The sequence below is a fragment of the Acidobacteriaceae bacterium genome (genome assembly GCA_028283655.1).
GTDB lineage: Bacteria > Acidobacteriota > Terriglobia > Terriglobales > Acidobacteriaceae > Granulicella.
On record JAPWKE010000003.1, the window covers coordinates 3,533,761 to 3,557,808 of the forward strand.

Consider the following 24,048-nt stretch of genomic DNA (forward strand, 5'->3'; position numbering starts at 1 on the left):
TCGCACAGCGGTGCGCTAACCGCTCACCCTGCGCTGACTCCGGCAACCTCGCCGCCGTATAATCCACAGTTGCGCGGATACTCCGCACCCATTCGTTAACCCCACGGAGAAGCTTGATGCCGACCGAAGTCGTAATGCCCCAGATGGGCGAATCCATCACCGAAGGCACCATTACCAAGTGGCTGAAAAAGCCCGGCGATACCGTCCAGCGTGACGAACCGCTCTTCGAAATTTCCACCGACAAGGTTGACGCCGAGATTCCCTCGCCCGTCGCCGGTACGCTCGGTGAGATCAAGGTGCAGGAAGGCACCACCGTCGGTATCAACACGGTCGTCTGCACGGTAGAAGAGGGCGGCTCTGCTGCAGCTCCTGCCGCTTCTGCGCCGAAGGAAGACACCGTGACGCCGTCGGCCGTTTCGGTCGCCGCTGCCGATGCTGCTGTGAACGCTCCCGCAGCCGCTGGCACGGAAGTTCCCATGCCGCAGATGGGCGAGTCCATCACCGAAGGCACCATCACGAAGTGGCTGAAGAAGGTCGGCGACACCGTCCAGCGCGACGAGCCCCTCTTCGAAATCTCCACCGACAAGGTTGACGCGGAGATTCCGTCGCCTGTCGCCGGTACGCTTACCGAGATCAAGGTGCAGGAAGGCGCAACCGTCACCATCAATACCGTGGTTGCGGTCATTGGCGGCGCGGCTGGCGCTTCTGCTCCCAAGCCTGCTGCGGCTGCTCCGGCAGCGGCACCTGCAGCCCCCGCTGCTGCACCTGCTCCCGCAGCGTCGGCTTCGGCTGGCGAAACCCCGCGTTCCTCGCCGCTGGTTCGCAAGATCGCCAGCGAGAACAACGTCGACCTCACACAGGTTCCGGGTTCCGGCGCATCGGGACGCATTACCAAGGACGACATCAACGCGCACATGGCGGGTGGCTCGAAGCCTGCCGCCGCGGCTCCGGCTGCTGCAGCCCCCGCTGCCGCTAAGCCTGCTGCCCCGGTAGCAACGCCGCTCTCGGCTCCCACACCGGGCGAGCTCGTCCCGATGACGAAGATGCGCAGCATCATCGCCAAGCGCATGGTCGAGTCCAAGCAGACCAACGCTCACGTCCACACCGTCTTCAAGGTCGACATGACGCGCATCGTCAAGCTCCGCGAGAAGGAGAAGAGCAAGTACGAGCAGCGCAACGGCGCAAAGCTCACCTACATGCCCTTCATCACTCGCGCAGCCATCCAGGCGCTCAAGAAGCACCCCATCGTTAACGCCAGCACCCAGGGCGACGCGATCCTCTACAACAAGAACATCAACATCGGCATCGCCGTCGCGCTGGAGTGGGGCCTCATCGTCCCCGTCATCAAGCAGACGGAAGAGCGCAACTTCCTCGGCATCACGCGCGCCATTGTTGACCTCGCCGATCGCGCTCGCAACAAGAAGCTCGCTCCCGACGAAGTTGCTGGCGGCACCTTCACGCTGACCAACGCCGGCATCTTCGGCGAGCAGTTTGGTACGCCGATCATCCCGATGCCGCAGTCCGCAATCCTCGGCATCGGCGGCCTCTTCAAGGAGCCGATGGTCATCGTCGACAAGGAAGGCAACGAGTCGATCGCGATCCGTTCCGTCCAGCGCTTCACGCTCGGCTTCGATCACCGCATCATCGACGGTTCCGACGCAGGCAAGTTCATGGGCGACTTCAAGAACTACCTCGAGAACTGGTCCGAAGACATCGGTTAATCACGAGAAACGAAACACCAGCGGCAGAGCTATTCGGCTCTGCCGCTTTCTCTTGCCGCCACTCCGCAGAGCTTCACGCGCCAAAGAAACCTTTGCGTACCCTCTGTGGCCTTCGCGACCTCTGCGTCGAAGCTTTCCTCACCCCGCATAAACTACAGCGAGATCCCCAGCGCCTTCAAGTCCGCCACCAGCACTGCATCCCCTGCCTTCGCATCGGCAATCAGCTTCTGAATATCCGCCAGCACCGCTTCATCCAGCGTCAGCGAAATCCCCTTCGCTTCGATCGCCACGGTCGCATCCTTCACCAGCTTGATGGCATCTGCTCCCAGCGTCAGCAGCACGTTGCGCGTCTCTGCGCTCGTCACCAGCAGCCACGCCTGCTTGGCCCAGCGAAGGTCTGCAGCCAGCTTCGCGTAGAAGCTCTTCACGTCATTCCCAATCGTCTTCAACACTGTCTCAACACTCATCTTCTTATCTCCTCTCGATCAACCATGCAACCGCCAGATGCGCGACCGTCAGCAGCCCACCCCAGGCACTTACCATGCCCTTCCATCGCTGCAGATCACGCTCATGGCCCTCCACGCGTTCTTCCATCGCATGCAATCGTCCGGGCTGTCCTATGCCCAGCAACTGCTCCATCTGCGACGTCAGTACACGCAACTCACTCAACACCTGGCTCTCAAAATCCGCCATTGCTCCACCACACTTCCTACCCCGGCGTTACGCCACCGGAGCGCTCACCACCACCGCGCTCGACCACCGCGAGTACCTCCGCGGCGCACTCGCGTCATACATCCTCACGAAGTAGCGCTCCACCTGCTCCGCCCGCGGAATATCGAACGCCCGCACAGGACTCCGCAACACCAGGTCCGTACCATCCACACCTTCGCCGAACGCATCGTCACGCCTCCGCACCTCGAAGCCTCCACCGCTCGGCGGCGTGATGCCAGCATCGACACTGATCACGCTGCTACTCAACGACGTCACACTCAACTGCGACAGGTTCGCCAGCACGGCAGCTTCCGCGGTGCTGTCCTCTGCTGTCTGCGGCAACGCTGCATCCGCTGCGATGGACTCACTCAAGCGCATGCCCAAACCATCGCCCCACTCCATCGCCCAATCGTTGGCAAACGTGAGCTTGTAACGCCGCGTCTCCGGCACACTTGCTCCATCAACCAGAGCAACACTTCGCACCAATACCTGCACCGTATCGTCATCGCTCGTCAGCGCCAGCACATCTCCCGGCCACACATCCGCCGCGGGATTCACGCACTGCACCTCGCCCGCAATCGCTGCACTGCGGCTTGTGGAGAAGGTCAGAATCGCTCGTGCCGCAGCCTCGCAGTCTTCGCTGTTGCGAGCCACGGGTTGCAGCACTTTGCCCAGCCATCGACTCGTGCCGCTCGCTCCACTTGCCGCTTCCGCAGCCACGCTGGCCACATCGGCCACCCGCGCTATCGCACGTCGTTCTGTGCGATAGCTCACCGTGATGCGCTCATTCGCCTCGGGCACGCGCCCGGCGAAGAACGTGACCTCACCGTTTGTTCCAGCGCTCGTGCCATAGCTCACCTGGACGTCCGCACCGTCACCTGCCACACCAATCAGCCGTGTTGAGCGAACCCCGGTAGCTGTCACACTCGTCACCGCCAGTGGCCCATCCTGCGTCACCAGCACCGCACCCACAGAGCCAACCATTGACACCGCATTCACCGCCGCAAACGCGCACGTCGCCGGTGAAGCCGCTATGGACAAACCAGCAGCGAAGCTGTCATAAAGCACCGTCATCGGAGTAGCCGAAGAGATACCTTCATCGCGAACTTCGAACACCACATTCACACCAGCATCCACACCGCCCAGCGCACCGAAGCCTTCCACCACGCCATCGATCATGGCGTAGTAGCGTTGTCGCACGCGATGCATCTCATTCGCGTCCACACGCAAACGCAGCGTGTAACGATGCCCTGGTGCAGGAGGAAATACCGCACCAATCTCTGCTCCATTCAGCACAGGCACAACAACTGTCTGTGCATCCTGCTGCCTCACGCGAAAGCCCGCAAAGCAACTCGCGAACGTCATCGTTCCCTGGTAAAGCCCGCTCAACATGCCGTTTGAGCCAGCCCCGAAGACCACGCTGCCGAGCTCCACCACAATGCGCCCGCCAATCTCCAGCGCATCCAGTGCGGAGAGCATCGTGACGGCGTCAGCCCCTGTGCCTCCATTCACCGTCAGCCCTGCACCGGTCAAGCTCAACGCGCTACCGGGGTCGCTCACCGCCCACTGCGTGGTGTCGAAGCCCGCGCCCTCAAAGCGATCGCTCAGCCATATGCGCTGCGTTGGTCGAAACGCTGCATTCCGCATCGTGAAGATGCTTGTCGTGCCATCGCCAACAAAGCACTCGGTCACATAAGCCGCAGGCTCTTCCGCTCCACTCAGGGACACATCATTCGTCAACTCGCGAACGTTCGCAAGCTTCAGCTCATCCAAACGCAGCGAACCATCTTCCTCGCTAAACGCATGAGTCACTGCTCCCGCAGGCTGCAGCATCACCTGCCCACCCAGCGCACGATAGCCCGCATACGCGGCACCTGCAGCCGCAGAGGCGTTCGCACTCCACGCCGCACCTGCATCCGTGCGGAACACTCCAGCCGTTCGTGCGTCGCTTCCAGCAGCAACGCTTAATTCTGCGCCAGGCAGGCGGTTCGTTAACCTCGCCAAGATGCTGCTCGCGTTCAGCGCCAGCATCGTGCCGTTGCTCTTCGCCGCTCCGGAGCCCAGCTTGTCCAGCAGCCACTCATCGCTCACTGCAGTAATGCGCGCGCGATACACCTTGCCCTCGCTGGCCGCGCCTGCGAACACCTTCACCGGCTCCGTCGCAAGATAGCCCGTGAAAAGAACGCTCGCATCGTCAGCACTCACAATCACTCGCGCCCTGCGAACAGGCGAGGACACACCGCGCAGCAGCAACTCTGCCGTACACCGCGATGGAGCGTTCAACGTACGCTGAATCGTAACCGGCCCCTCTTCCGTCACCATGCCGGAGTAATCCACTCCGTCGATCAGTATCTGCACACATGCTCCTCTCTACGCAGACCTCACATAGCTGCGCCAGCACACCGCTGTTTCGTTATCGAGCTCATCCTTCGCGGGCAGCGCACGAAACGCCGCCGCAAGCCGCAACGCATGGAACCCACCAGCGTCTTCGCTCGCCTCTTCGGCAACGCCGCTCATTGCTTCCAGCCGCGGATAATGCCACACCACTCGCTCGCCCTGTTGCCCTTCCGCCACAAACACCGCAGACCACTGCTGAAAGAACGAAGATCCTTCACGATCGCAAAACCCCACCACCGCGCTCGCTTTCATCTCCGCTGTAGGAGCACCCGCAGGCAGTGCTGTTTCCAGCGTCAACACATTGCCGACAACGCTCGCAACCCTTGCCACATTCAGCGTTACACGCCGCACGTAGTCCACGTCCGTCAACGCCGTCGTCAGATACGCGCCGTTCATACCAGCGCCGACGTAGCCAGTTGCGCCCGCATAATCAACGTCCACTGCGACAAGATCTCCCGCGGAAAATCCGTCCGCACTCGTACCCGCGAGTACAAGCGAAGTCGCCGTAGAGGTCGCATCAAGCGCCGTAGCCGCAACGGCAGCGCCACCTGTGCGTTGCATGGCCACTGCGCTTGCGGCACGCAGCAGATTCATCTGCTGCGTGCCCGCACTCAACGCAAGCTGCAGCTTCCCCCAGCTCTCAAAGCTGAATCGAACCGTCGCTTCCACTTCGCTGCGAACCTGCATCGCCGTCGTCAACGGAGCGCCCGTCTTTATGGCATCCACCTTCGTACTACAGCTCCTCGCAAACCCTCGTACCCATCCCAGGTCAATCCACGGCGAAGGCGGAGCGTCCAAATCAAAGCTGCCCCTCTGTGCCGGATCGAAGACCGCCGGCGTCTTCGCCACGCGATCTACCGGCGCAAAGAACGCACGCACCCGCTCCACTCGCGGTGACATTACATCCATCGTCGTCATCGTTCTCCTGCTTCCTCAAGCGCCATGACTTCTACGCTTGCCATGCGCTCCAGTACGTCCTCCGTCGCCTTCACCGCACCAAACGCCAGCGAACTCCACCACACCTTCGTCGTCATCGCAGCAGCGTTATGCCCCAGGGCCACACCCGCGTAGTTTGTCTTGCTGGCATTGCGTACGGGCTGCTCTACCATCGCGAGCAACTCCGCATCCATCGCCGCCAGCACGCGTCCGCGATCCATTCCACTCTGTTCATTGCTGCCAGCGGTGGTGTAGACAATCTCGCAGCGCAGGAACGTTGTCGGCAGCGCGGAACTCATGCCAACAGCCGCTTGCGTCCAGCGCAGTCGAAAGCAATTCTTCGGCGGAGCAACCTTGCTCAACTCGTTCTCTTCGACAAGCACTGCCGGTCGCGTTGTTCCGCGAACCACAACCGTACGTTCAGCGTTCACCGTCGCCAGCCGCTCTCGCATCACTTCATAAAATGTGTCCTTCGCGTTCTGCATGCTCTCCTCTCACTCCGTCTCGCGCAGGCCAAGCACATAGCAGTACGCCGACCCCATTGCCTGCCCCGCTTTGCAACTTGTAATGGCGTAGAGCACGCCGCTCACCTCCACGCCATACGCCGTCGCAAACAGAGCTGCCGCCGAATCCGCCTGTGCAGTTCCCACAGCCTCGCTCACAGCCTTTGCCGAAACCATCAACGACGTCGTGTTCGCTACTTTGCGGAAGACCGCAGGCGCAAGCTCGACGTCTTGAAACGCAGGTGCCGCCAACCCAAGCTCTTCGCTCGCATCTCCCGCAACCGCAGGCAATGGGACACGCAACACCACACGCTGCCCGCCGTTCACTCGCAGCAGAGCCTCTGCCGTTCGTTGTGCCGCATACGCTGTCGCGTCCATCTAGCCCATCCTCTCTGCCACATAGGGCCGCAACATCTCGCGCACCTGTGTATCCAGCAGCGCATCGCTGAAGTACTCCGTCTGCAACGTATCCAGCCTGGTCGACTTCACGTTCAGCGCCGGAACCGCCTGTGCATTTTTCACCACCTGCGCACACGCAATCTTCACCGCATCTGGTACCACAGCCAGCCCCGCTGTATACGTCACCTCGACCTCGCTGTATCGCATGCCCAGTGCGCACATCGTCAACGACACTTCTTCGCGATACACCTCCACTGCCGATAGCTCAACGTTGGTCCACGCACCGTGCAGAGCAAAGGCATCGGCAACAAAGTCACCGAACGCCATCACGCCATCACCACCATCGCGCCGCGGCACATACCTCGCTCGTACTGCCGTAACAGCGCTGACCGGCCCGTAGCTCAACGTCACGCGTTGTGCTGCTCCCATCCGCAGCCGTTCGGTATAACTCGTCTCCAGCAGCGAAGGTCGGCGACAGTGTGCCTCGATCATCGCGCTCGCCGCCGCAACCCAGGCATCCGCTGTGTCGACCTCCAACCCAAACTCCGCATACTCTGCGGGCAATAAATACGCCATGCACTCCCCTCCAGCAAACAAAAGGAGGCTGCGGTGCGTTTGTGACGCGAACGCACCGCAGCCCACTCCTCACTCCCTATTTCCTACTCCGTGGTTTCTTCCGCTTTAGCGGTCGACCAGCACCTGGTAGTGCGCATAGCTTGCGCCCTTCACCACCACGCCGCCAAACTTCGCCACCACATACTGCGAAGCCAGCGAGCCCGGCGTGCCAAGCTGGAAGACGCGCGGGTTCGCATCGCCCAGCCAGTGGTACTCGATCAGGTCTTCCGTCACGATGTACGCCGGCAGCACGGCAGAGCCAGAGCCCGGCGTACCGGTGTACGGCAGCGTCCACTCAGGAATCAGCGGCAGTTCACCTGCCTGCGTCGACAGCGTCTTCACCGTCATGCCGCCTTCCACTTCCTTCGTGCTCAACACCACGTTGAACTCCGACTTCATCTCGCGGTCGATCAGGTCCAGTAGCACCGGGTTCGCATAGATAGCCGTCGGCCGCACTCCATAGCTCGTGTTCGAAAGCATCTGCGCCACAGTGGACTTCAGACCATCGACGATCGAATCGCTCACGCCGATCGTCGTCGTATTGCCGCCTGCAGCAATCTGTCCGGCAGCGCCGTAGTACTGCGCGGTCGTCGGCGAACTCAGGCTGGTATCCGAGCCGTTCCAAAGCGCCACATCATGCGTACGCAGCACCCCATCCACGGTGTCAGCCAGGTCCTTCGCCTGCAGATACGCAAACTGCGCCTGCTGCTTGCCCAACTCCATATCGAAGAGGTTGTAGTTGATCTGCGCGACCAGCGCCTTCAGCGGTACCGAACGCTCCACGCGTGTCGGCTGCACCACCGGCGCGACAATGTTGCGCGGATCGACAAACCCTGCCGAAGCCGCCGGCGAAGGAATCGACGTCTCTTCAAAGAACCGTGACGGATGTCCCGTCGCCGGAACCTGCTTGATGCGCTGTCCAAACACACCACGACGGCGCACCAGGTCCGTAATCTCTGTCTGGTACAGCGGCACTTCTACCGCACCCGGTCCGATGTAATCCGCCGCTGCACTGATCTCCGTAAACTTCGCGTTCATTCTTTCTCCTCGTGATTTTTCAAAACAAGAAAGACGCAGCCTCAGCCGCGTCCACCTCTCCACCAGCGTTTGCCGTCAGACCGCAATCGCGCCTGAACGCAGCAACTCCGCCTTCACCGCAATGCGTTGCTCCACGCTCAGGTGAGCCAGCGCGGCATCCAGAGCACCACTCTTCTCTTCGCTCTTGGCTACCATCGCACCCACGGTCTTGCGACCGGCCGACGTCATCGCCGCGGCGCTCAACTCCGCAATCCTTGCTTCGGCCTCCTCCAGCCGCCGCAGCAACTCTGTCTCGCGTTCGTTGCTCTCCACCGTCGCGGTAATCTTCTCCACTCGCTCTCCCATGGAGCCTTCGAGTCGTTCCACCGACTCAATCAACCGCTCCATCGCATCCACCAACTCCACCGTCATCTCGTCCTTCATCTCCTCGCCTTTCTCCGCGCTCTCTGCGCGTCTTTCTCTGCGCGCTCTGCGTTCTGCTCTTGCTATCCACGACACCGACGCCGCAATCGAAACGATGTCCCGCGATATGCCGCCTTCTCGCGCAGCAGAATCGCCGCTCCGGTAAACGTCGCGCGCGTCAACGTCCAGATACTCGCCTTCATGTCCGCTACATGCGCGTCCGCCAGCTCAAAGCTCATACCCATCTCGCTCTGCGCTGTCAGCACACCGCCCATTCGCTCTTCCATCTCCGGAAAGTCACGAGCAAACACAAACCCGCTCACCATCAACCGCTGACCCTCCAGGTGTGCGCTGGTGATGATGCCGCACTTCTGCCGCGCATCGTGGCCATCCCATCCAGCTTTGTAATCGACAGCCATGCCCAGCAAGCTCGGCATCGCTCGTTCTGCTGCTTCCCGCGTCAACACCACGCGGTGCCCCCGCGCTCCACTCGGCGCCTTGTCGCTCGCCTCATCCACCAGAGTCAGGCAGCCTTCAAACGGCAGCCGGTTCGGATGCTGCGCCACCTCTGGAAACTCCACCTGCATCGCTACTGCACGATGCCCTTCTCTCACAAGCACCTCCTTCAGTTGCAACCAACCTCTTTTGACTTGTCCTCCTGAGCAACGCAAAGGACCTGCTTGCCGTCAGCACAACCGCTGACGCATAGCTCAAGCCGCAGAACCCGCGACGTTTCCTCCGTGTCCTTTGCGCTCACGGCGTCGAAACGTTCAGCCTGCACCGCCTCAGAGCTACGCGTCGGCAAGCCACGCATCACACGCACTTCGTCGATGCTTAGAACGTTCGCCTGCAGTAGACGAATCTGCGCATCGATCTCCTTCATCTCATCGCGGCTCTCCAGCTCGCTCCATACAAAGCGAAGATCTTCCCACCCCAGCCGCTTCAAAATCACATCGCGCGTAATGTGCTCGGCGATCAACCGGGCCAGCGGCACCACCGCGTTCTGAAACGCCTCGTCCGCCATCTCCGCAGCCGTCGAGCGGTTCACATCGCTCAGCACGCCCAGCATCATCGGCGGCAGGTCGAAGGCGTTCGCAATCATCGCCAGCAGAAACTGCTGCCACTGTAAATGCAGGTCCGCATCGGTGCCTCCTGCAAAGCGCAACACCTCGGGCTTCTCTTCGCTGTTCAGCACCGGCACACGGCCAGAGCCTTCCACCTCGTCCTGCCACCAGCGAATCAGTCGCTCCTGCTGCTCCGGCGTGCGGTCCTTCATCCACAACGCGTACTGGGCCACGCCGTTCGCCGCCAGCTTTCCCGCATACCGGTGCGCCAGCAGAAACTGCGAGATCGCTTCAAACGCAACCTCCAGCTTGCCCAGCCCCAGCACCGTATGCGTGCGAGGATTCAGCCGTATGTACATCAACTCTTCATCCAGCAGAGGTACAGACTCGCTCGCCAACCCGGCGCCCCGCACCTGTGCATAGCGAGCGTCCTTCGCCTCGCCCTTCCAGGCTGCATTCACCTGCACCGTCGCCCCATCCACGGGATACATCTGCACCGGCCTGCGTGCCTCGCCCGTCAACTCAATCTCTGCCGCTCCAAAGCCGCCGACCAGAACGTCCTCCAGCACCTGCTCCATCAACGTCTGAAAGCTGTCGTTCGCGTTTGGTGCCTGCAGCGACCGAGTCACCGCTGCGATGCGATCCTGTTGGCCTCCAGCATCCAGACCCACCGCTCCCACACGAGGCTCCACACGCCACTCCATCGACGCAATGCGGTTCTTGATGTAGTTCAGCGCCCGCCTCGCCGCAGGCGTCTCCGCAAACCGTCGCAGGTTCACCACTGTCGGCTTCGGTGCTGCAAACGCCTGCTGCATCGGCGCAAAGAGCACGCTGTTGCCAACCACCCCGCTCGTCTTGCGCTCGTTGTCCGCCGCGGCTTCCATCCCGGTCCTCCTGGACCAGGCCTCTCTCACTGTTGCTCCCCAACCCATCTCGCCTCCACGCAAAAAGGCGCAGCCTCTATGGCTGCGCCTCGCTCTCTCATCCCGATCTTTCCTTACACGTGCAACTCGCGCCTCGCCGTCTCTGCCGCGCGCGCCATGTCCGCCACCGTCAGCACCCGAATCGCCTCCCGCTCCATCACGTTGACGCCAAACGCATACTGCTCCGCATCGCTCACCGTCGCCACGCGCTCCACGACGGCGGTCAACTCCAGCTCCGAGCCTTCGACTCGTGCCACCCCTTCGCGTAGCTGCGCCGCCGAGTACGCCAATCCCTTCGCGCCTTCCACATCCGTCTCCAGCGACACCGCATGAAACATCCGCACCTTGCCGTTGCGATAACCGCAGTCCAGCTTCAGCGGATCGCCCGCCTGCGTGTACTGCGCGGCCGCAATGCGCTTCTGCATCAACCGCCACACGCCTGCGTGCTCAAACGTCGACCGCATCTCTGCTGCAAGCAACGTTCGCCCACTCTGCCTGCGCCGCACCTGCGGAGCTTTTAGCGGCTCCACATACATCCGCAGCAACTGCTCCATCTCTGCGGGCACGCTCTCTGCCAGCGTCGCGCGCATCGCCGTCATCTGCACGCTGTTCGAAAGCGAATCCTCCAGCGTCTCCACAATCGGCTTCGCATTCACCGTCTCGACGACACCCGCGTCCAGCCGCGCCGCAATCTCTGCTTCCAACGCCTCCAGCAGCTCGGTGTCCGCATCCGGATCCAGACACCGCACCCGTCCCCAGTCGCGCGTAAAGCGTACCTGCGCCGCTCCTCCCGGAGCCCGCAGCACCACGCCGATGTTGGCAAACTCACCCTTCACCACATCCGGCACATACCGTATCAACGAGAACTCGCACTGCAGCCGCTCAGCCATCACATCCACTCCGTGTTGTACTCGAAGTGCGTCGGCCACATCGACAGATATTGCACGACGCGCGGCTTCCCCGCATGGTTCGCGCTGCTCGCATGGGGCAGCGACTGGTGCCACAGGACGAAGTCGCCGCGCTTCGCCGCAATCGGCTTCAACTCCTTTGTCAACGTCTCCAACGCTACCTGCCGGGCGTCAGCCCCAGCGGGCAACTCTGCCAGCCAGCTTTTCAGCTTGCGATGAAATCCCGGCACACAGCAAAACGCTCCCTGGTCCTCCGCCACATCCGCAAGGTACAGGATGCCCTGCACGCCAAAGTGATGCGGCTCCACCAGCGTCGTATCCCAGTGCAGATGCGGCCCCGGAAACCTCCATCCCTCCCTCTCCGGAGGATTGAAGCCAGCCTGGTCCACCGTAGCCCAAAGATCGTCACGTCCCCACAACTGCGTAAACGCCTTGGTGATTCTCGCGGAGCGTCGGTTCCTTCGCATCGCAGCATGGCGCAGCAGCGGAACCCAGATCGTATGCCCAAGCTCTGCGCTGTACCATCCATCCGCCTCTTCAGGCCTCATCCCCAGATGCTCATACACGGCCATTTCGGCCTCACGAGCGTCCTCCTCGGAGATTGCTCCCTGCAGCACCACATACCCCTGCTCGTCCCACTGCGCCAACTCTTCGTCCGTCAGCCCTTCCACGTTCTCCAGCGAGACCGCAGGCGCCACCACTTCGCCCTGCAGTGCCCGCCGCAAACGCTCCACCGTGGCTTCGTCCATCTCCCCGCCGTTACGCGCAATCACCCAGGACTCAAACGCTTCCAGGCTCGGCCGCTCCTGCAGCAGGTACAGGTTCGCTTCCCGCACATTCAACTCCAGGCCTGCCAGCAGCGCCATGTCCCGGCTCCACATCGACGCATCTTCGTTCACGCGATGCTGCGTCTTGCGCTCCCAGAACGCAACCATGTGTTCGATGCCAAAACCCGTTGCCGTCACACTCGTCCTCACAGTACAAATTTTGCAGCATCCGCCTGCACTTGAAACGTCGCCGGCACCACCACGCTCGTCGCCCGTCCCCAATTCGGGAACGGCTCCCGCGGGGAATCGCGAAACGCCATCACAAGCTCCCGCACCTTCGTCCGTCGTTTCAGCATCGTCTCCATCAGCGCCTCGATCTCGCGCAGATCGCCACCGTACCACTCCGGCGGCACGCTCTCCGCAATAGACCACAGCGTGTCCGCGGCAAAGCTCTCCACCCGCGACAGCCAGGGCTCAAAGCTCTCCCATCCTGTCACCGAACGGTACACCGAGTTTCTCGCAAACACGCCACGCAGCGGGATGTCGGGAAAGTTCCACTCGCCTGCGTTGAAGCAGTATCCCTGGTCCACAAACACCGCGCGATACTTCCGTTCCCGCGGCTTGCGTTCGTACACCGCCTGCCGACCGTTGCAGTTCGACGCCCACTTGTCGATCAACAACATTCCCGCAAACTCACGCAGGTTTCGCACATCGTTCATCTGTGCTTCGGGCAGATAATCCACCACCTGTCCCGGCATCAACCCGCCCACGAACCGCGAGCCAAACTGCAGCCCCGCCGCGCAGCGTTCGCGTACTCCGCGCCCCTGCTCCAGCAGCATCGTCGGCGAGTTCGTCACCAGCCACTCGCTCACCTCCACCACATCGCACTTCGGAACGCTCAGCCCCACGTGCTCCGCCAGCTTCGTTGCCACCAACTCATTCGCCAGCACTCGCAGATGCTGCGGGTTGTTCTGGAACTTCACCACCCACAGTGCGCCGTCCGAGCCCAGCATCAACTGGCTCTGCGCTCCGCCCCGCATTCGCTGCACCGCCTGTACCGCTGTGACTGCCAACTCTACGTGTCACCTCACCTGCCCACCATACTAGACACGTCAAGCCCGCATCTCTGCACGCACACTCAGCGCCAGTGCCATGGACATCACCAGGTCGTCATGCGCGCCGCCGGACGCTCCCATCTGCCCACGGTCTCCGCTCACAAACGTGCGACACTCGCCCAGCAAACGCCTGCTCATCACCGCATCGGCCCGCTCCTGCAGCCACGTATCCAGTCGCGCAATCATCTCCGGCTTCGACGCCATCGTCGTCAGCCACCCAGCCTCTCCACCCTGCCGATACAGCCTTGTATACCTCTCGGTCGACTCCAGGTACGCCAGCACGCCCGACCCGTGGTTGTTCCTCTCCACCGCCAGCAACGCTCCGTTGAACTCTCGCGCCAGCTCTGCCGAAACCCTCGCCAGTTCCGCCGGCCGCAGCCGTTCCTGTAGCTCCGCACACTGCATCCCGGTCACGCGATCCAGCACCTGCACCGCGCAGAAATCCCCATCGATGCCGCCCCCGGCCGTATCCACGGCCACCACATACTCGCGCCCCGCCCGCGGCCGCAGCCACACTCGCAGCGCGCCTCCACGCCGACTCTCTACCGGTCCAGGCACCCTCTCCAACCGCTCACAGATCGCCTCCATCTCGAAGCAGCAAGTTCCTGTTGCACGAAAGCAGCTCTCCGCATCCTCTGCAAACTCCTGCGTGCGCGTCCCGCGAAAGCTCCGCTCCAGCCCCCGCCGAAAGCCCACCTGCTCCGCGCTCAAGCCATGCCTCTCCATGAGGGACCGTTCTTCCTCACTCATCGCCGCCGCGTCCACGGCTTGTCCTACATACGTGCGCTCCATCCACCACGGCAGAAAGTGTTTCACCGCCGCGCCCGTTCGCCATTCGTCGTAGAACGCTCCGTACGCTCCGTTCGGCGTACTCTCCAGCACGCTCAAGCCGCCTGGAGCCAACGCCGCCCGCAGCCCAGCCAGCGTGGCCTCTGCATCGCCCGGCCACCTCGCCACCTCGCTTGCATGCAGCACCTGCACGCTCAACCCTCGTCCCGCGTTCGCCTCCGCCGCACTCGCCACGCGAAACTCGCTATCCATCTCTGCAAACACCATCTGAGAGCTGTTGCTCCGTCGCAACCGCAACGGCCCCTCGCGCAGATCTAGTGGCAAGCCATCCCACATCCGCCGCACAATACTGAACAACGCCTCCGACGCTTCGCGCGTATGCGCCACCTCGAGCACCATCGTCCCTGGAACTGTCATCGCCCGCAGGAGAGACGTCGCGGCGATCCACGTCGTCATGCCCATCTGCCTGGCCTTCAACACCACATTGTGTTGCCCACGCCTCAGCTCAAACGCTCTCTGCGCCTCGTTCGCGCGGAGAGCCACCGCACGCCCATGCCGGTCTCGAATCTGGAGCAGGAGCTCCGCCGCGCGCATCACCAGCAGGGGCTCACCATCCATCCTCTTTCCCACATCGAGCAGGCTGCCCAACTCCGTCCTCTTCTTCTTCCGCACACTCACTCCGCAAACACTGCGGGGCGACGTAGCCATCGCCACGCCGCCCTTTCCGCAACTCACCTTAGAAGCTGCCTGGTTTAGAAGCTGCTTAGTGCTGCACGCTTCCATGTATTCGTCGCCACGCACACATAGTGATAGTTCGCGTCATCGGCAAACTGTCCCGCCGTGCATGAGCTCGAAGAACTCGCAGGCGTCATCAGCGTCTCCTGATAGCTCGTACCCACCACGTTGCCCGTTTGGTCCACCTGGAACTGCTGACCCAGTCCGACCGACAAGCCGTACAGAGGGGCCGTCGTTCCGTTGGAGCCGATGTTCAACCCATACGGAAAGCTGCTGCGTGGACCGAAGTTCACATCCTGCGGTCCAAACATCATCGAGCCAAACGAGTAATACACCGCCACCAGGTTCGAGTCACCGCCCGACAGCACCGGCCCGACCACCGCTGTGCTTCCGCGAAGCTGAGTAAACGATGCCGCCCCCGGCGTCGTCGCGCCGATGGTCACGTTGTCCAGAGATCCGCTCGTCGCATGCACCGCAGCCACCGTCGGGTTCGGATACGTTCCCGAAAGGTCGCCTCCGGCATCGCCTGTGCCTCCACTACCGCCTGTCGGCACCGCCCACGTCCCATCCTCGCGCAAGTAGCGGGTAGCTCCTGCCGTTGCACCCGGATCAGGCACCGCACCTACGCTGTGCGAGCTCCCGCTCGGTCCAAACACCGGCAGCCGCGCTGCCGCGATCGTTCCGCTGTTGATCGCATCGGCACTCACGCCGCCATTGATTGTCGTTGCATTCAGCGTGCCAACGTTGATCGTGCCTGCCGTAAAGCCGCTCGGAGAAAACGCATACGCTGCGCCTCCCAGCGACCACGTCGCCGTGCGTGTCTGCGGAGCAAACTGCAGCGAATCGCTTCCCGGACCAACCACACTGTCCATCAGCATCAGGTAGTACGAAGAGTTCCACTTCCCACACCCATGCAGATTGCAATGCACTCGCATCGCAGCCAACTCGCCTGCATCGACTTCAACCGCAGACGTCCACGCTCCCCGGCCAAGAAACGCCGCCGAAGGAACATGGTGCGTTCCACCTTCGCCGTAATACACATTGCTCGGGTTACCATTCACAGCCGCAAAGCCGTTTGTGCCCGGCCCGACGTTACCGCTGTAGAGCAGCCCGTGAAAGCTCGTCCCATTTGCCTGCGGCAGAATGCGCTGCACCTGCTCATAGCTGGCATGAACGTCCTGCTGAAAGTAATGTGGCTCTTCCAGTGCATCGCCCGCCGCCCACGCCACCGTGTTGGCTGCCAGGTGAAACGTGCCATCCACTCGCTGGCTCGTGTGGTTCATCACGTCCAGAACCTCTGCCATCGGGTACAGCGCAAACGATCCCGTCAGCAGACTCAGCGATCCGCCGCTGCTGCTCGTGTCCGCTCCAGTGCTTGCAAACTGGAACGTCGTGGAAGACGTAGACGTCACCGGAAAGCTTCCATTGAAGCTTGGGTCGCTCACACCATCAATCGTCACCACCAGCGCGTTCAAATCCCATACCGCGGGTGAAGACGTTGTAACCGTCGCCACATTGCCCGATCGCGTTATCGATGCAATCGGCAACTGTACATTGGCATACGCCGTCGCCGTCGCCACACTGCCCGCACCCACAATGCCGACTCGTCCACCCATATAGAAGAGCTGCGTTGTGCTGATCGATCCAATCACCGGAAAGATCTGCTTGATGCTTCCCTACCGTATCGACCTTCTGCTCCAACCCATAGCCGCATAGCCCGCCTACGGCAATCGTCGCTCCAGTGTCGTGCGGCTTGTTCAGCGTCAACTGAATGTGTGTGCCATCGATCACGGTGTATGCCGCTGTCTCGAAGTTATCAATCTGAAACGGTGGCAGGTCCTGGTCCGCAACACAGGCAACACCACTTGCATTGGGCAGTGCGGCCGTGTTGGTGGCATAGCCGCTCGGCGCTCCACTGCTCATGATCGCAAGCGTTACCGTGCCCGGCGCCGCATCATTGGCCTGTGAATTGGCAACCTCTGCAGTTGCCAGAAACGTACTCACCGGAAAGCTGCTGCCGCTGAACGTCGCTACAAAGTGGCGCGTAAGATCACCGCCGATCAGCGTCCCCGTCGTGATCGACTTTGCTGCAGTCGTATCCATCAGGTATCGGCCATCGCCCTGCGTACTTCCGCCTGCCGTCACCGCAACCACAAGGTCTGTTGAGCCGCTAACGCATCCCGTGTCGCACGTTCCCTGAAAAAGCTGAGGATCTTCCTGCGTCAGATAGTCATACTGATGCGTGCCCTCATCGCTGCCATCGCGGAATCCTCCATCCGACGTCAGAATGCTCGAACGATCGATGCAATCACCCACGCTGTAGCACCCCGCCAGCGACGTGTAATTCACATGCTGGCCCTGCGTGTTGTAAATCCCTTCGCCATACTCCAGGCCATACGTCGACTTGAAGTAGGGAAGACTTGTGTATGACTGCGGGCTCAGGTTCGACCCTCCGCTCAACGCCCGCATCGTCTGCTGCAGCACCCCAGCCGTCACAGAGTTGTGCTGGCTCTGGTAATACTCCGGAGCCGTAATCGTAGAGGTCACCAGCCCTGTGCGACCCACAAGATAGGTCGAAGACGGTGACTTCGGATTCAGGGATGTATCGAACTCGCTGGCTCCGCGTTCATCTTTCACATGCGCCGACTGTGTCGCCGTGTCCGTGCTTGCCACCGCATTTTCGGGATAGGTTGGCTCCACGATCACCGTGCAACTCGAGTCCGTACACTCCGGAGAACTCAGCGCCGTCGTAATGCCGTCCGTGTTCTGCGAGGTCGCAAACTGCGAAGCATACAGCTCGCCGTTCAAACGGTTCGTCTGCAACTGCGTACTCTCCGGCTGCCCCACCACCTGCGTTCCACTCGGCAGCAATGCCACCTTGCCGGACAGCCCGCTCGTCAGCGCCGTCACATTCGTGTCGACATAGTTCTTGTCCGCTGCTTGCGTCGGCGTCGCCGGATCTCCCGGCAGCTCCAGCGGCCCCGTCATCGTATCGCCCGCCTTCAGCACATACGGCGACGAGTCCAGCGGATACGCCCCAATCTGCGCCTGTGCAATCGAGCTGTCCACATACTGCTTGCTCACCGTCTGCATCGCCACCGACGAAGGCAGCACCTGGTTGCGAACCCCCGCAAGCTTCGCCGCGCCGCCCCCAGGAACCGTCACCGGAATCACCCAGTACTCCCGGCTCACCGTCCCATCCGCCAGGTGATACACCGCCGTGTAGAAGCTCCCCATCGGCGTCGCACCAGCGTTCGGCGCCAACACCATCGAAAACGCGCCATTACTTCCCAGCACCGCCGTCTTGCTGCCAGCTGGCACGCTCACGCCGTTCGCCATCGTGAACGATCCCCACGTCACCACTACCGACCCCTGCGCTGGAGTCCCATCCGCGCGATACACCGTATCGTTCAGCGTGGTCGTCGCCACCTGCGCTTCTGCAGGCACAAAACATCCCATCGCCAGCAGCAGCACCGCCATCCCTCTCCACAAACTCTTCATCGTTCCTCCAAACTCGTTCCGTTCTTTTGGACTGGTTCCTGTTTCGCGGCCGCAATTTGCTACCATCGACCCCATGGAATCCAGCGCACTCCCGACCTCTCGCCGCACCGAAGACATCGCTCTCGACCTCCTCAAGTTCGTCGCTTCTCAAGCCAACCTCGGCCGCACCGCCTCCACGCCCACGCGTGGTTTCGCCCCCGCCGCGGAGACGAAGTCCGAGGACCCCGTCGATGCGTTGCTCGAGCTCTACGCTCGCTGCCGCGAAGCCGTCGAAAAATAGCTCGATCGCATCTCCGTAGATCTCTGTTGGCGGCCACCTCGCTGCCAAAACATCTGAGGCATCGTTCGCCCACGCGAACGATGCCTCTTTGCCTTCGCCCACTCACCGCCACGGCCGCAAACCACTACACTTGGAGGTGGAATGTCGCATCCTATTCGCACCGCCGTCATTGGAGCCGGGGCCTTCGGCCGTAACCACCTTCGCGTCTACCGTGAGCTGGAAGCCACGACCGGCGTTCAACTCGCCGCCGTCGTAGACGCCAGCCCCGAGACCCGTTCCGCGGCTTCCGCGCAGTACAACATCCCGGCCTTCGCCACCATCGACGATCTCCTCGCCTCCGGCCTCGAACTCCACGCCGCCAGCGTCTGCGTCCCCACCATTCATCACGCAGCGGTCGCGTCTCAGCTCCTCGTCGCGGGCCTCGACGTCCTCATCGAAAAGCCCTTCGCCGCCACACTCGCAGAGGCTGAGTCGGTCCTTGCCCTTGCAAAGCAGCACAACCGGATCGTGCAGATCGGCCACCTCGAACGCTTCAACCCCGCCGTCGCTGCCACCGTCGATCGCCTCAACCGGCCCATGTTCTTTGAGGCCCACCGCCTCAGCCTCTTTACCCCGCGCTCGCTCGACGTCGACGTCGTCCTCGACCTCATGATCCACGACCTCGACATCGTCCTCTCGCTCGCGCAATCCGAGGTGCTCGACGTCCGCGCCACAGGCATCCCCATCCTCTCCGCGAAGACCGACATCGCCAACGTCCGCGTCGAGTTCGCCTCCGGCGCCGTCGCCAACTTCACCGCCTCCCGCGTCTCCACCGAGCAGGTCCGCAAGCTGCGCCTCTTCCAGCCGCACCAGTACCTCTCGCTCGACTTCGCTCGTCAGGAGCTCCTCTCCATCGCTGTCGACCCAGCCCTGGCTGCACAGATCGCCGCTGGCTATCGCCCCCCGGCGACGGTCCCGGCCTCCCACCCCACCACCGGCTTCGACCTCCAGAAGCTCGACCTTCCCCGCGCCGAACCTCTGCGCCTTGAGCTCGAAGACTTCCTCCGCGCCGTCATCACCCGTCAGCCCCCGCGCGTCACCGGCGAAGCCGGCATGGCTGCCCTCGCCCTCGCTCTCCGCATCAATGAAGCCATCGCCGCCCACCACGAGCGCGCCGGCCTCCTGCCTTAGGGCTCGCCATCCTCTCCGCAACAAAAGGGGCTTGAGCCCCGGCCCAGCCCCAAATCCCTTCGCGAAACGTAGCGCCCTTCGCGCCCGTTGCGTCGAAGCTTTCTCTTTCCCCAGGCACTCCCTCAAAAAACGAAAGGCCAGGCATAAGCCTGGCCTTTCGTTTCCATCCGCGAACCTTACTTCATCTCCTGCACCGTAACTCCCGCAGGAATCGCCAGCTCAAACTGGTCATCGTCAAACGGTGCATTCACGGTCAGCTTCGTCACATCCACCTTCAGCGAATACTCATCGAGCGGCCGCTTCATCGTGATCGTCATCGGAAACTGCACACCGTTGAAGTCTTTGTAGTTCTCATAGAGCGCCGACGTCACCACACGCCCCTGGTTATCGTAGATGTCCTGTTGAAACGGCAGCATCGTAATGCGGCTGATGTGCAGCACGCGCGTTGTCTGCAGCACGTTCCCCGACTTCACCTTCGAAATCGTCAGATCGTAATCCGGCTCTTCAATCGCCACGCGCTTCTTGTCCGGCGAAGGCATAATCCGTGTCGACTCATTCAGACTCACAAACTCATTCGCCGCCACACCCGGCACCAGCAGGGAGTCGAGAAACACCCCTGGCCGTAGATTCTCCAGACCGTTCTTCGAAGGCGTCGTCACGGTATTGGAACCATGCATCCATACATCGCCGTGTCCAGCCGTCGCATGCACCAGCGTGAACGTCTTACCGTTCGAAACCATATCCAGCGCACGCGAACCGATCACAGGAAGCTGCATAATCACGCGCAGGTCTTCCGGCTTGCGGACGAAGATATACCCGCGGAAGGACGTATAGGTTGTAACCTGCCCCGTCTTACCGCCGCCCACCGTTGCGGTGATCAGCACGCCAGCGTTCAGCGTCTTGATCGCAGCATCGCGGTCCTGCACATCTTTTTCCAGGGCTTCCACGCTGGCCGAGTGATAAACGTCCGGCGCCATCGTCTTCTGCACCAGCTTCGTCGAGCGAAAGCAGCCTGAAGACACGCCAAGCATCGTCATCGCGAGCGCTACCGATACCGTGCTTTTTAAAGTCATCGTGTCGAAATCCAAGTATATCGACTCTGTAACATCCGCGTTCGATTCAAACTTTCGCCCGCCAGCTACGTTGGTTCATTCTCCAGCTCTTCCAGCAACTTCGCGGCCGAGCCTTTTTCCCGCCGTTCGCCCGGCATCTGTGCGACCTGCAACAACTCCGTCGCCAGCTTCACATGCTGACAGCTTCCATCGCGAGCCCCCCGCACCAGCCCATAGAGAATCCCCGGAAGATGCTCCGCCAGCGTCCGCCGCAGATAGCGCGCGCACTGCGCTGGCCGCAACGGCTTGCTGGGAAACTCAAACCCAAACTCCTCATCGCCTTTTTTCTCCTGCTTTACCTGATTGACCGCCATCCCCACCCCAAAATGCAAAAAGAGCGGCCGCCACCCAGGTGGCTCCGCTCTCGATTCCTTACTTTTCAAGAATACCAATCCGCTTAGAAAAACTACGCAAACTATTTCCAGCTTCTATCTCTATCTATTTCAGTAACTTGGCGGAGCCGCGTATCCTCAGCCCCCTTGACAGCATTTTCAACGCCCATCTCTTAAAACTCACTCCGTCAACGCCACCGCAAACCATCGCGCAGCCACAGCCCCCTCTGCGCTCTGCTTTCGCCTTTGGAGCTTTGCCCTCGGGGCAGAGGCGGGCTTCACCCCACCCTCTACCCCGCAGAGACAAAGAGGCTTCAGCCCCAACCCTACCCCCTACCCCCCTGTGGCTCCATCAGCTTCGCCGCCAACAGAATCCCCGTCAGCCGGTCCAGCGCCTGTCCATACTTCATCACCACCGCCCTCAGGCTCAGGCCCATCATCATCGCGGTTTCGCCATGCGTGTACTCCTGCAGAGCCACCCGCTTGATCACCTCCCGCTCCCCTTCGGTCAGCTTCCCCAGGCAGCGCTCCATGTCGAAGCAGAAGATCACGACATCTTCAAAGCTCTGCACCTTGTAGCTGGTCACCTTGCTGCGAAACAGCTCCCGGCCCAACATGCTCGGCACCCTGCCTGACTCCGTTGCCATACGCAGATAGCGCCGCAGCATCGCCTCCGTGTACTTCCGATAAAACGCCAGCTCCGGCTTCGGCCGGGGCTTCGGCGCAGCTGCTTCTTGTACCGGTTCGCAGCCCACCGCCCACATCCGCTGCACCACGCGTCCGGTCGAGCCTTCCCGAACACCTGCCACTACACGCTGCACCGGCTTCCGCGCCGTCACCGCTGCCGAATACACCAAAGCCAACCCGCTCACGTTCTTCTTCGATTCCTGCACCATCATCTGCTCCTCTGCTGTTTGTGCCTTTGTCTCTGCCGTCGCCGCTGTCATCCGTTCGGTCATCCACTCGCTCATCGCCCACCGCCTTCGCGCTCTGGCGTAGCGCCTCGCCGCACAACGTGTAACCCCGAACACCCGGCAGCCCACGTCCCGGAGCCCTTCCGGCGTCCTCGTCGGCTCCGCGACTGCGGTGCAGGGAACTCCTTCAGCCAATGCACGCAGCCCTGGCAGTAGCGCCGCACACCTTCCCCCATCGCAGGCCGCAACCAGAGCGCCCCACATCCCTCGCACACCTTCAACTCCACGATCTGCTTCCTGTCTTGCACACAAAAGTCGTTCATTCGTTCTCCAAAAGGCACAGCATCTCCCCGGCGAGCCTCGGGAATCAGCGGTCGGATGGGCTCGCTCAGTTCGTTGGGCAGACCGTCTTCTCTGACGGCCTGAAATTGTCGTTCAGTGCCTCGCTTCCCGTTCACCCGCGTTCGTCTTCGTTCGCCGGTTAGGAAGTCTGGTGTTTATAGCTGGGAGTACACACCCTGTCAATAAAATATTTTCAGACGTAACGATGTCAGCCAAAGTCAATGAATACAATAGTTTGCGATAAAATCCGGCAAATTGTATCAAGTTGTTTCGCTAAATGTTCGCTTGTTAATAATTTACGAGCGTGCTTGCACCGAAGAAGGTGCTTTGATCTTTCCGCCTGGGCTGGCGAACCGTACCGCGTCTAGCGGCCGGCCGCCGCCCGGTAGCTTGCCACGTTCCGCTCATGCTCTTCGAGCGTCTTCGAAAACACTGTATGCCCCGCCGCATCGGCGACAAAGTAGAGGGACTCGCTCTTCTCCGGCGACAGCGCCGCCTTCAGAGCCGCCACACCCGGGTTGCAGATCGGCCCCGGCGGCAGCCCCGCATGGGTGTACGTGTTGTACGTCGAGTCCGACTTCAACTCGCTCTGGTGAATCACCCCCGTCCACGTTCCGCGCAACTCGCTGGCATAGGCCACAGCCGGGTCCGTCTGCAGAGGCATTCCCAGCGCCAGCCGGTTCTCGAACACCCCGGCCACCGCCGCGCGCTCCTCCGGCACATGCACCTCGCGCTCCACCAGCGAAGCCATCGTCACCACCCGCGCCGCGCTCTGCGGCTCCAGGCCCAGCTTCGCCGCCTGCTGCCCAAACCGCTTCACCATGATCGAAATCATGTCCACGGCCGTCGCTCGGCGGCTGAACTTGTAGGTGTCGGGAAACAGGAAGCCCTCTACAGAAGGTGCCAGCGGGCTCCACTTCTTCACCAGTTCGGTGTGCTGCATCTCGGCCTGCAGAAAATCCTTCGCCGGAACCAGCCCCGCCGCTCCTACCGCCTGCGCCACCTGGAAGATGTCGTATCCCTCCGGAATCACCACGGTCAGGGTATAGACGTCGCCCTTGCGAATCCGGTCGTAGACCTCGGTCATTGCCACCGGATGGTCAAAGCGGTACTCGCCCGCTTTCAGGCTTCCACCCTTCCAGTGCTTCAGCGCGACAAACAGCAGGCCGCTCCGCACAACGCCAGCGGTCTGCAGCTTTTCGCCGATCTCCTCCGTCGTCGTCCCCGGAGCAATCTCCACAAACCGTTCATACGAAGGACCATACGGAAGCACAACGAGCCATCCGGCACCCGCCGTGCCTAGAAGTAACAGAACGAAAATCCACCCAAGCCAGCGCACATCCTGATCGTAAACTGCCAATCGGTCGCAACCAG

Annotated in this window: 24 protein-coding genes; 3 read left to right on the forward strand and 21 right to left on the reverse strand. The window is 61.7% G+C overall.

Annotated elements, in window-relative coordinates:
- The first annotated feature begins 116 nt into the window (after positions 1 to 116).
- On the forward strand, positions 117 to 1,721 hold the full coding sequence (gene sucB, locus PW792_17505) for a 2-oxoglutarate dehydrogenase, E2 component, dihydrolipoamide succinyltransferase (GenBank protein MDE1163724.1): 1,605 nt from the start codon (positions 117 to 119) through the stop codon (positions 1,719 to 1,721).
- Positions 1,722 to 1,873: 152 nt separating this feature from the next.
- On the opposite strand, the gene PW792_17510 is transcribed toward sucB, so the two are convergent.
- From PW792_17510 to PW792_17590, 17 genes are all read right to left on the reverse strand, one after another.
- Complete coding sequence (locus tag PW792_17510; GenBank protein MDE1163725.1) at positions 1,874 to 2,188, reverse strand: hypothetical protein; 315 nt, start codon at positions 2,186 to 2,188, stop codon at positions 1,874 to 1,876.
- 4 nt (positions 2,189 to 2,192) lie between these two features.
- Entirely contained in the window at positions 2,193 to 2,414 is a 222-nt protein-coding gene (locus PW792_17515; GenBank protein ID MDE1163726.1) for a hypothetical protein, read from the reverse strand.
- 27 nt (positions 2,415 to 2,441) lie between these two features.
- Entirely contained in the window at positions 2,442 to 4,790 is a 2,349-nt protein-coding gene (locus PW792_17520) for a hypothetical protein (GenBank protein ID MDE1163727.1), read from the reverse strand.
- Between the two features lie 12 nt (positions 4,791 to 4,802).
- Complete coding sequence (locus tag PW792_17525) at positions 4,803 to 5,747, reverse strand: hypothetical protein (GenBank protein ID MDE1163728.1); 945 nt, start codon at positions 5,745 to 5,747, stop codon at positions 4,803 to 4,805.
- A complete protein-coding gene (locus PW792_17530; GenBank protein MDE1163729.1) occupies positions 5,744 to 6,250 on the reverse strand; it encodes a hypothetical protein in 507 nt (168 codons plus the stop codon). Before PW792_17530 ends, PW792_17525 begins: the two co-directional genes overlap by 4 nt.
- Positions 6,251 to 6,259: 9 nt before the next feature.
- Positions 6,260 to 6,646, reverse strand: a complete 387-nt coding sequence (locus tag PW792_17535; GenBank protein ID MDE1163730.1) for a hypothetical protein — start codon at positions 6,644 to 6,646, stop codon at positions 6,260 to 6,262.
- Positions 6,647 to 7,243, reverse strand: coding sequence for a hypothetical protein (locus tag PW792_17540; protein MDE1163731.1), 597 nt, complete (start codon positions 7,241 to 7,243; stop codon positions 6,647 to 6,649).
- Between the two features lie 105 nt (positions 7,244 to 7,348).
- Positions 7,349 to 8,320, reverse strand: coding sequence for a hypothetical protein (locus PW792_17545; protein MDE1163732.1), 972 nt, complete (start codon positions 8,318 to 8,320; stop codon positions 7,349 to 7,351).
- Positions 8,321 to 8,395: 75 nt separating this feature from the next.
- A complete protein-coding gene (locus PW792_17550; protein MDE1163733.1) occupies positions 8,396 to 8,743 on the reverse strand; it encodes a hypothetical protein in 348 nt (115 codons plus the stop codon).
- A 62-nt stretch (positions 8,744 to 8,805) separates the two neighbouring features.
- A complete protein-coding gene (locus PW792_17555; protein MDE1163734.1) occupies positions 8,806 to 9,336 on the reverse strand; it encodes a hypothetical protein in 531 nt (176 codons plus the stop codon).
- 11 nt (positions 9,337 to 9,347) lie between these two features.
- Positions 9,348 to 10,670 (reverse strand): phage portal protein, encoded by a 1,323-nt coding sequence (locus tag PW792_17560; GenBank protein ID MDE1163735.1) that lies wholly within the window; start codon positions 10,668 to 10,670, stop codon positions 9,348 to 9,350.
- Positions 10,671 to 10,783: 113 nt separating this feature from the next.
- A complete protein-coding gene (locus PW792_17565) occupies positions 10,784 to 11,599 on the reverse strand; it encodes a DUF3037 domain-containing protein (protein ID MDE1163736.1) in 816 nt (271 codons plus the stop codon).
- The gene (locus PW792_17570) at positions 11,599 to 12,582 is read right to left on the reverse strand and encodes a phytanoyl-CoA dioxygenase family protein (protein MDE1163737.1); all 984 of its coding nucleotides are present in this window, start codon (positions 12,580 to 12,582) and stop codon (positions 11,599 to 11,601) included. The genes PW792_17565 and PW792_17570 overlap by 1 nt, the downstream gene beginning before the upstream one ends.
- Before the next feature lie 8 nt (positions 12,583 to 12,590).
- On the reverse strand, positions 12,591 to 13,457 hold the full coding sequence (locus tag PW792_17575) for a phosphatidylinositol kinase (protein ID MDE1163738.1): 867 nt from the start codon (positions 13,455 to 13,457) through the stop codon (positions 12,591 to 12,593).
- A gap of 39 nt (positions 13,458 to 13,496) precedes the next feature.
- The gene (locus PW792_17580; protein MDE1163739.1) at positions 13,497 to 15,023 is read right to left on the reverse strand and encodes a terminase; all 1,527 of its coding nucleotides are present in this window, start codon (positions 15,021 to 15,023) and stop codon (positions 13,497 to 13,499) included.
- Positions 15,024 to 15,040: 17 nt separating this feature from the next.
- Entirely contained in the window at positions 15,041 to 16,537 is a 1,497-nt protein-coding gene (locus PW792_17585; GenBank protein MDE1163740.1) for a hypothetical protein, read from the reverse strand.
- Positions 16,473 to 18,524 carry a hypothetical protein gene (locus PW792_17590; protein MDE1163741.1) on the reverse strand — a complete coding sequence of 684 codons (2,052 nt, stop codon included), beginning with the start codon at positions 18,522 to 18,524 and terminating at the stop codon, positions 16,473 to 16,475. The genes PW792_17585 and PW792_17590 overlap by 65 nt, the downstream gene beginning before the upstream one ends.
- A 73-nt stretch (positions 18,525 to 18,597) precedes the next feature.
- On the opposite strand from PW792_17590, the gene PW792_17595 reads away from it, so the two are divergent.
- Together PW792_17595 and PW792_17600 are read left to right on the forward strand one after the other, a co-directional pair.
- Complete coding sequence (locus PW792_17595) at positions 18,598 to 18,804, forward strand: hypothetical protein (GenBank protein MDE1163742.1); 207 nt, start codon at positions 18,598 to 18,600, stop codon at positions 18,802 to 18,804.
- Positions 18,805 to 18,945: 141 nt separating this feature from the next.
- Positions 18,946 to 19,974, forward strand: coding sequence for a Gfo/Idh/MocA family oxidoreductase (locus tag PW792_17600; GenBank protein ID MDE1163743.1), 1,029 nt, complete (start codon positions 18,946 to 18,948; stop codon positions 19,972 to 19,974).
- 176 nt (positions 19,975 to 20,150) lie between these two features.
- On the opposite strand, the gene PW792_17605 is transcribed toward PW792_17600, so the two are convergent.
- The 4 genes from PW792_17605 to mltG form a co-directional block, all read right to left on the reverse strand.
- Positions 20,151 to 21,047 carry a DUF4292 domain-containing protein gene (locus tag PW792_17605; GenBank protein ID MDE1163744.1) on the reverse strand — a complete coding sequence of 299 codons (897 nt, stop codon included), beginning with the start codon at positions 21,045 to 21,047 and terminating at the stop codon, positions 20,151 to 20,153.
- 65 nt (positions 21,048 to 21,112) lie between these two features.
- Positions 21,113 to 21,400, reverse strand: a complete 288-nt coding sequence (locus tag PW792_17610) for a hypothetical protein (protein MDE1163745.1) — start codon at positions 21,398 to 21,400, stop codon at positions 21,113 to 21,115.
- 344 nt (positions 21,401 to 21,744) lie between these two features.
- Positions 21,745 to 22,389, reverse strand: a complete 645-nt coding sequence (locus PW792_17615; protein MDE1163746.1) for a sigma factor-like helix-turn-helix DNA-binding protein — start codon at positions 22,387 to 22,389, stop codon at positions 21,745 to 21,747.
- Positions 22,390 to 23,038: 649 nt separating this feature from the next.
- On the reverse strand, positions 23,039 to 24,034 hold the full coding sequence (gene mltG, locus PW792_17620; GenBank protein ID MDE1163747.1) for an endolytic transglycosylase MltG: 996 nt from the start codon (positions 24,032 to 24,034) through the stop codon (positions 23,039 to 23,041).
- Positions 24,035 to 24,048 lie beyond the last annotated feature (14 nt).

Excerpts from the sequence above, each read along its gene's own strand:
- PW792_17610 (MDE1163745.1), bottom strand. The coding sequence starts at position 21,400 with ATGGCGGTCAATCAGGTAAAGCAGGAGAAAAAAGGCGATGAGGAGTTT.
- PW792_17565 (MDE1163736.1), bottom strand. The coding sequence starts at position 11,599 with ATGGCTGAGCGGCTGCAGTGCGAGTTCTCGTTGATACGGTATGTGCCG.
- sucB (MDE1163724.1), top strand. The coding sequence starts at position 117 with ATGCCGACCGAAGTCGTAATGCCCCAGATGGGCGAATCCATCACCGAA.
- PW792_17615 (MDE1163746.1), bottom strand. The coding sequence starts at position 22,389 with ATGAGCGAGTGGATGACCGAACGGATGACAGCGGCGACGGCAGAGACA.
- PW792_17525 (MDE1163728.1), bottom strand. The coding sequence starts at position 5,747 with ATGACGACGATGGATGTAATGTCACCGCGAGTGGAGCGGGTGCGTGCG.
- PW792_17535 (MDE1163730.1), bottom strand. The coding sequence starts at position 6,646 with ATGGACGCGACAGCGTATGCGGCACAACGAACGGCAGAGGCTCTGCTG.
- PW792_17530 (MDE1163729.1), bottom strand. The coding sequence starts at position 6,250 with ATGCAGAACGCGAAGGACACATTTTATGAAGTGATGCGAGAGCGGCTG.
- PW792_17540 (MDE1163731.1), bottom strand. The coding sequence starts at position 7,243 with ATGGCGTATTTATTGCCCGCAGAGTATGCGGAGTTTGGGTTGGAGGTC.
- PW792_17510 (MDE1163725.1), bottom strand. The coding sequence starts at position 2,188 with ATGAGTGTTGAGACAGTGTTGAAGACGATTGGGAATGACGTGAAGAGC.
- PW792_17515 (MDE1163726.1), bottom strand. The coding sequence starts at position 2,414 with ATGGCGGATTTTGAGAGCCAGGTGTTGAGTGAGTTGCGTGTACTGACG.
- PW792_17550 (MDE1163733.1), bottom strand. The coding sequence starts at position 8,743 with ATGAAGGACGAGATGACGGTGGAGTTGGTGGATGCGATGGAGCGGTTG.
- PW792_17605 (MDE1163744.1), bottom strand. The coding sequence starts at position 21,047 with ATGACTTTAAAAAGCACGGTATCGGTAGCGCTCGCGATGACGATGCTT.
- PW792_17595 (MDE1163742.1), top strand. The coding sequence starts at position 18,598 with ATGGAATCCAGCGCACTCCCGACCTCTCGCCGCACCGAAGACATCGCT.
- PW792_17600 (MDE1163743.1), top strand. The coding sequence starts at position 18,946 with ATGTCGCATCCTATTCGCACCGCCGTCATTGGAGCCGGGGCCTTCGGC.
- PW792_17590 (MDE1163741.1), bottom strand. The coding sequence starts at position 18,524 with ATGAAGAGTTTGTGGAGAGGGATGGCGGTGCTGCTGCTGGCGATGGGA.
- PW792_17545 (MDE1163732.1), bottom strand. The coding sequence starts at position 8,320 with ATGAACGCGAAGTTTACGGAGATCAGTGCAGCGGCGGATTACATCGGA.
- PW792_17560 (MDE1163735.1), bottom strand. The coding sequence starts at position 10,670 with ATGGAAGCCGCGGCGGACAACGAGCGCAAGACGAGCGGGGTGGTTGGC.